Origin of the sequence: Azonexus sp., from assembly GCF_036170495.1 — a bacterium.
Classification (GTDB): Bacteria; Pseudomonadota; Gammaproteobacteria; order Burkholderiales; family Rhodocyclaceae; genus Azonexus.
Genome location: NZ_JAVHPH010000096.1, coordinates 1 through 5,726 on the forward strand (window position 1 = coordinate 1; position 5,726 = coordinate 5,726).

At 63.3% G+C, this 5,726-nt stretch carries 6 protein-coding genes; all 6 read right to left on the reverse strand.

Annotated elements, in window-relative coordinates:
• Nucleotides 1-95 precede the first annotated feature (95 nt).
• The 6 genes from ADADOO_RS03050 to ADADOO_RS03075 all read right to left on the reverse strand — a co-directional run bounded on the left by ADADOO_RS03050 (nt 96) and on the right by ADADOO_RS03075 (nt 5,634).
• Entirely contained in the window at nt 96-305 is a 210-nt protein-coding gene (locus tag ADADOO_RS03050) for a DUF1289 domain-containing protein (protein ID WP_511274906.1), read from the reverse strand.
• Complete coding sequence (locus tag ADADOO_RS03055; RefSeq protein WP_511274908.1) at nt 306-1,295, reverse strand: hypothetical protein; 990 nt, start codon at nt 1,293-1,295, stop codon at nt 306-308.
• A gap of 162 nt (nt 1,296-1,457) precedes the next feature.
• Entirely contained in the window at nt 1,458-2,360 is a 903-nt protein-coding gene (locus ADADOO_RS03060) for a hydroxymethylglutaryl-CoA lyase (protein WP_511274910.1), read from the reverse strand.
• Nucleotides 2,339-2,797, reverse strand: coding sequence for an endonuclease domain-containing protein (locus ADADOO_RS03065; RefSeq protein WP_511274911.1), 459 nt, complete (start codon nt 2,795-2,797; stop codon nt 2,339-2,341). The genes ADADOO_RS03060 and ADADOO_RS03065 overlap by 22 nt, the downstream gene beginning before the upstream one ends.
• 47 nt (nt 2,798-2,844) lie before the next feature.
• Entirely contained in the window at nt 2,845-4,842 is a 1,998-nt protein-coding gene (locus ADADOO_RS03070; RefSeq protein ID WP_511274913.1) for an acetyl/propionyl/methylcrotonyl-CoA carboxylase subunit alpha, read from the reverse strand.
• Between the two features lie 3 nt (nt 4,843-4,845).
• Nucleotides 4,846-5,634 (reverse strand): enoyl-CoA hydratase/isomerase family protein, encoded by a 789-nt coding sequence (locus tag ADADOO_RS03075; protein ID WP_511274914.1) that lies wholly within the window; start codon nt 5,632-5,634, stop codon nt 4,846-4,848.
• Between the last annotated feature and the right edge of the window lie 92 nt (nt 5,635-5,726).

The window sequence follows — 5,726 nt, forward strand, 5'->3', positions numbered from 1 at the left end:
CCGGCGCGCTCAGCGGCGGCCGGCCGCAGCCGAGGCAGTAGCCGGAATCGGGGTCGGCCATGCAAATGCCGACGCATTGGTAGAGCTCTTCCTGGTTATCCATTTTGTTGGGCATGGCTGCTGGGTTCGATTTTCGGCGGGTCGCATTCGAGCCGTCGTTGGGCGATATTGGCCAGGATTTCTGTGCGCGCCGCATCGCCGAGCTGCGACCACGAGGCGATTTCATCGATCGTGCGGAAACAGCCCTGGCAGAGCTTGCTGACCGGGTCCATCTGGCAAATATAGCGGCAGGGTGAGGGGATCATTTAAATCAGCATGAAACGATGTTGCTGGTCGCGGACCATTTCAACCGCTTCGCGGGCTTCGTCGCGACTGATTCTGGCCAGCATGGCCAGATGAAGACGGCGGTCGCGGGCAGTAAGTTCCGGGAAATTGAGGGTATGGCTGTTGATGTCCGCGTTGCCGTCATCGGCAACGACGCCTTGACGGTCGACCGTGATGCTGACCGGGGTCAGGTGCAGGGCCGGCTCGGGCGAGCGGAGGTAGTCGGCCAGTGCGTCGAGCAGCTGTTCCGGCATCAGCGATTCGGCGGTGTGGCGGAGTTTGGCGTCGAGTTCGGCCAGGTGGCGGGTGCCGACTTCAAGCGAATGGCTGCCCGAACGGTCGCGCCGGACGGTGAGGTGGGCGCGTTCGACCGAAACGTCGGCGCGCAAGCCCTCGCGCTCCTCGCGCAGGGCCTTGACGTGGGCGTGGAAGGTGTGGAGCAGGCTTTCGAGGGCCTTGCAGCGCAGGCCGTGCCGGGTGGCATCGAGCTGGCAGCTCGGCTCGATCAGCGTCTGGCCGGAGAAAAAGAGCACGAGCTGGGGGACGTCGCTGCGAATAACATCGCCCTGTTGCGCCATGCCGAGCTGCTTTTTCTGCTGTCGGCGGGCGGCGAACATGGCGTAGAAATAGTCGCTTTCCCAGCTGCATGGCGTGGCGAGAAAGTCGCGCACGGCCTGGCTACGGCCGAGCATCTGCTCGATGTCGCCGGCCGTGGCGAACAGCGCGTGCACCAGCGGATCGTTGGCGAAGGCCTGGCGGTTGATGTCGATCGGCCCGGGCAGCGCAGCGACCAGGCCGTCGCAGTAACCCAGAGCGTACTGAAGCGGCCCGCTCAGGTGTTTTTCAAAACCGGGGGCGGCCTTGAGCATCGGGTCCACCATCTCGGCTACCCGGTCGAGCGCCTTGCGCAGGGACGGGTCCGGCGGAGGGGCGGGCTTGAGAAAATCAGCGACGGTGGAAAGAAGGCTCACTGGTGGTCTGCTTCGTAATGGGCGGAACTGAATGAAAGCGCCGGATTTGTGTTCCTGGCTCGGCGCGAACCACAGCGATAGCCTTTGCTGTCGCGAGGATGAGCAACAACGCCAGGGACGCAAAGACCAGCTTTCATGTTTCGTTAATTGCGAAGCAGACCACTAAGTCCTTGCACAAAGGGCCCGGCCGGCCTTGGCGCCATTCGGGCGGTTGATGGCGCTGGAAATCCAGTCGCCGACAACGGCCAGTTTACCCAGATTGATGCCGGTTTCAATGCCCAGGCCCTGCAGTAGATAAACAACGTCTTCCGTCGCCACGTTGCCGGAGGCGCCTTTGGCGTAGGGACAGCCGCCGAGGCCGGCAATCGAGCTGTCGAAAACGGCCATGCCCATCTGCAGCGAAGCGTAGATGTTGGCGATGGCCATGCCGTAGGTGTCGTGATAATGGCCGGCCAGTTTTTCGATGGGCACCTGTCTGGCGCAGGCTTCGATGAGGCGTTTGACCGAGGCCGGATTGCCGACGCCGATGGTGTCGCCGAGCGAGACTTCGTAACAGCCCATGGCGAAGAGCGTTTTGGCGACTTCGGCGGCTTTTTTCGGGTCGACGGCGCCCTCGTACGGGCAGCCGACGACGCAAGAGACATAGCCGCGCACGTTGATTTCCAGCGATGAGGCGACCGAAAGAATGGGTTCAAAGCGCTTCAGACTTTCGGCTATCGAGCAATTGATGTTTTTCCGCGAAAAGCTCTCCGATGCCGCGCCAAAAATGGCGACTTCAGTGGCGCCGGCTTCAATGGCCGCATCGAAACCTTGCAAATTTGGCGTTAAAACCGGGTAGACCGTAGCAGCCTGACGTTTGATGCCGCGCATCACCGCCGCGTTGTCGCCCATCTGCGGCACCCACTTCGACGAAACGAAAGAAGTTGCTTCGATGACGCGCAGGCCGGCCTCGGCGAGGCGTTCGATCAGTTCGATCTTGATCGCCGTCGGGACGACCTGGGCTTCGTTTTGCAGCCCGTCGCGCGGGCCGACTTCGACGATTTTTACCTTGCTGGGCAGCTGCATGGGAGTACCTCGTTAACTCCCTCCCCTTTATGTCCCGCAGGGACGGTATCCCAGGGGACAAGGCGAGGGCAGGGGTGGGGATGGGTTTCGGCAAGGGCAGCCATGATTGTCTCGATGACAGCCTCAATTTCCTGAAAAACCTGATTATTCCAAAACCGCAGAATTCGAAAGCCGTTTGTTGCTAGTTCCCGTGTTCTGGTTTCGTCCTTGATAGTAGCTGCTGAATGCTGTCCGCCATCGAGTTCAACGACCACCTTCTTCTCCAGACAGACGAAATCGAGCACGAAATTGTTGAACGGGTGTTGGCGCCGGAATTTCACGCCAAGCTGCTGGCCGCGGAGATATTGCCAAAGCAGGCGTTCGGCATCGGTGGCGTGGTTACGGAGTTCCTGGGGAATCCGGTTTTGCCGCAACCACTCGTTGTCTTGTCCGTGCATCGTTTTACCCATCCCCACCCTAGCCCTCCCCTTGAAGGGGAGGGGACTTAGTTCGGCTCGAATTCGACCAGTTCGGCACCATCTGCCACCTGTTCGCCGGCCGCGTAGCAGAAAGCCTTGACCGTGCCGGCGGCGGGGGCGGTGATGGTGTGCTCCATTTTCATCGCTTCGAGGATGAGCAGCGGGGCGCCTTTTTCGACCTTCTGCCCGGGCTGGGCGAGCAGGGCGACGACCTTGCCGGGCATCGGGGCAGTCAGGCCACCGCCTTGTGTTCCTCCGGCTTCAATCAAATGCAACGGGTCGTCACGCTGAAGTGAGTACATGCTCCCATTGAGGAAGATGCTGCGTTTTTCAGCGACGGCAACGACGCTGGCGATCAGGCGGCGGTCGTCGAGTTCGACGGTGAAGCGGTCGTCTTCCTGCTTTTTGCCGCGGGCTATCGTGGTCTGCCCGTTGATCGTGATCTGCCATTTGTCGCCCTGGTAGCGCACCATCGCTTCGATCAGGCTGTCGCCGTCGCGGAAGCCGATCAGGCGGGCGGCCGACAGGTTCATCCGCCAGCCGTCGCGGGCGTGCCAGGGCGAGCCGGGATCGCCGCTGGTTTTGGCCGCTTGCCAGGCAGCATGCTGTTCCCAGAGCAGCTCGCCGACCGTGGCGACGAGCAGGGCATCGCGCGGCACGGCCTGGGCGGCGGGGAAAAGGAAATCCTTCTGGCGTTCGATCAGGCCGGTGTCGAGATCGGCGCCAGCAAAGGCCGGGCAGGCGACGAGGCGGGAGAGGAAATCGATGTTGGTGGTGACACCCGCCACCTGATAGTCGGCCAGCGCCTTGCGCATGCGGGCCAGGGCGGCGTCGCGGTGCTCGTCCCAGACGATCAGCTTGGCGATCATCGGGTCGTAGAAAGGCGTGATGTCATCGCCTTCCTCGACGCCGGTATCGACGCGGACGTTGAGGCTTTCGGCCGGCGGCGACAGGCGAACGAGACGGCCGGTCGAGGGCAGGAAGCCTTTGTTGGCGTCCTCGGCGTAAATACGTGCTTCGAGGGCGTGGCCGCGAATCTGCAGCTGTTCCTGGGCGAGCGGGAGCGGCTGGCCGGCGGCGACGCGCAACTGCCATTCGACGAGATCCTGGCCGGTGATCATTTCGGTGACCGGATGCTCGACCTGCAGGCGGGTGTTCATTTCCATGAAGTAGAAGGAGCCGTCCTGATTGGCGATGAACTCGACCGTGCCGGCGCCGACGTAGCCAACCGCTTTGGCCGCGGCGACGGCGGCTTCGCCCATCTGGCGGCGGCGTTCGAGCGTCATGCCGGGGGCGGGGGCTTCTTCGAGCACCTTCTGGTGGCGCCGCTGCACCGAGCAGTCGCGCTCGAACAAGTAAACGCAGTTGCCCTGGGTATCGGCGAAGATCTGGATTTCGATGTGGCGCGGCTGGGTGATGTATTTCTCGATGAGCACGTGCTCGTTGCCGAAACTGGAGGCGGCTTCGCGCTTGCACGAGGCGAGGGCGTCGGGGAAGTCCTCGGTGCGTTCGACGAGGCGCATCCCCTTGCCGCCGCCACCGGCTGCGGCCTTGATCAGCACCGGGTAGCCGATGGCGTCGGCTTCCTGATGGAGCAGAGCAGGTGTCTGGTCGTCGCCGTGATAGCCCGGGGTCAGCGGCACGGCGGCCTTGCCCATCAGTTTCTTGGCTTCGGATTTGGAGCCCATGGCGCGAATCGCCGAGGCCGGCGGGCCGATGAAGGCGATGCCGTTGGCGGCCAGCGCATCGGCGAAATCGGCGTTCTCGGAGAGGAAACCGTAGCCCGGATGGACGGCCTGGGCGCCGGTGCGCTTGCAGGCATCGACGATCCTGTCGGCAACCAGATAGGACTCGCGGGCGGCGGCCGGGCCGAGCAGGACAGCTTCGTCGGCGAGACGGACATGGCGGGCGTTGGCATCGGCCTCGGAATAAACGGCGACGGTGCGGATGCCCATGCGGCGGGCGGTTTTGATGACCCGGCAGGCTATTTCCCCGCGGTTGGCAATCAGGATTTTGTTAAACATGGCTTATTCCCCAATCCAGTTGGGCTGACGTTTGTCGAGGAAGGCGGCGATGCCTTCGCGGGCTTCCGGCGTGGCGCGCAGATGGGCGATGCGGTGGGCGGTGTCGTCGACCAACGTGTCGTTGATCGGCCGGCCGCTGACAGTGCGGATCAGGTCCTTGGCGGCGGCCTGGGAAAGCGGGCCGCCTTGTAGCAGCGAGCCGACGATTTCCTGCACCTTGGCATCGAGTTGTTCCGGCTCGACGGTTTCATGGACGAGGCCGATCTCGCGGGCGCGGGCGGCGTCGATGCGCTCGGCCGACTGGAAGTAACGGTAAGCCTGCCGGGCGCCGATGGCGCGCAGCACGTAGGGCGAAATGGTCGAGGGGATGATGCCGAACTTGACCTCGGAGGTGGCGAAGACGGCCTTGGTCGAGGCAACGGCGATGTCGCAGGCGGCAGCCAACCCCATGCCGCCCCCGAGCGCGGCGCCCTGGATGCGGGCGATGGTCGGCTTCTTCATCTCGGCCAGCACGCGGAGCATGCGGGCCAGGGCGCGCGCGTCGTTGAGGTTGTCGTCGAGGCCGTTGTTGGCGGCGCGTTTCATCCAGTTGAGGTCGGCGCCGGCCGAGAAGCTCTTGCCGCGGCCGGCCAGGATGACGACGCGGATGTCGGCGTCTTCATCGAGGGCGATGCAGGCGGCGGTCAGTTCGGCGATGAGGGTTTCGTCGAAGGCGTTGTGGAGGTCGGGGCGGTTCATCCAGATCGTGGCGACCGGGCCGGTGGGTTGTATTTCCAGGGCTTGGAAGGGCATTTTGGTTGTCTCGGTTTTGTTATTTGGTTTTGTTTAATTGGCTGGGGGTTCCGCCCTTGCGGGGCGTCTTACTTTCTTTTGCTTCGCCAAAA

Coding starts and splice junctions, on each gene's coding strand:
- ADADOO_RS03065 (WP_511274911.1), bottom strand. CDS start 2,797: ATGCACGGACAAGACAACGAGTGGTTGCGGCAAAACCGGATTCCCCAG.
- ADADOO_RS03070 (WP_511274913.1), bottom strand. CDS start 4,842: ATGTTTAACAAAATCCTGATTGCCAACCGCGGGGAAATAGCCTGCCGG.
- ADADOO_RS03075 (WP_511274914.1), bottom strand. CDS start 5,634: ATGCCCTTCCAAGCCCTGGAAATACAACCCACCGGCCCGGTCGCCACG.
- ADADOO_RS03060 (WP_511274910.1), bottom strand. CDS start 2,360: ATGCAGCTGCCCAGCAAGGTAAAAATCGTCGAAGTCGGCCCGCGCGAC.
- ADADOO_RS03050 (WP_511274906.1), bottom strand. CDS start 305: ATGATCCCCTCACCCTGCCGCTATATTTGCCAGATGGACCCGGTCAGC.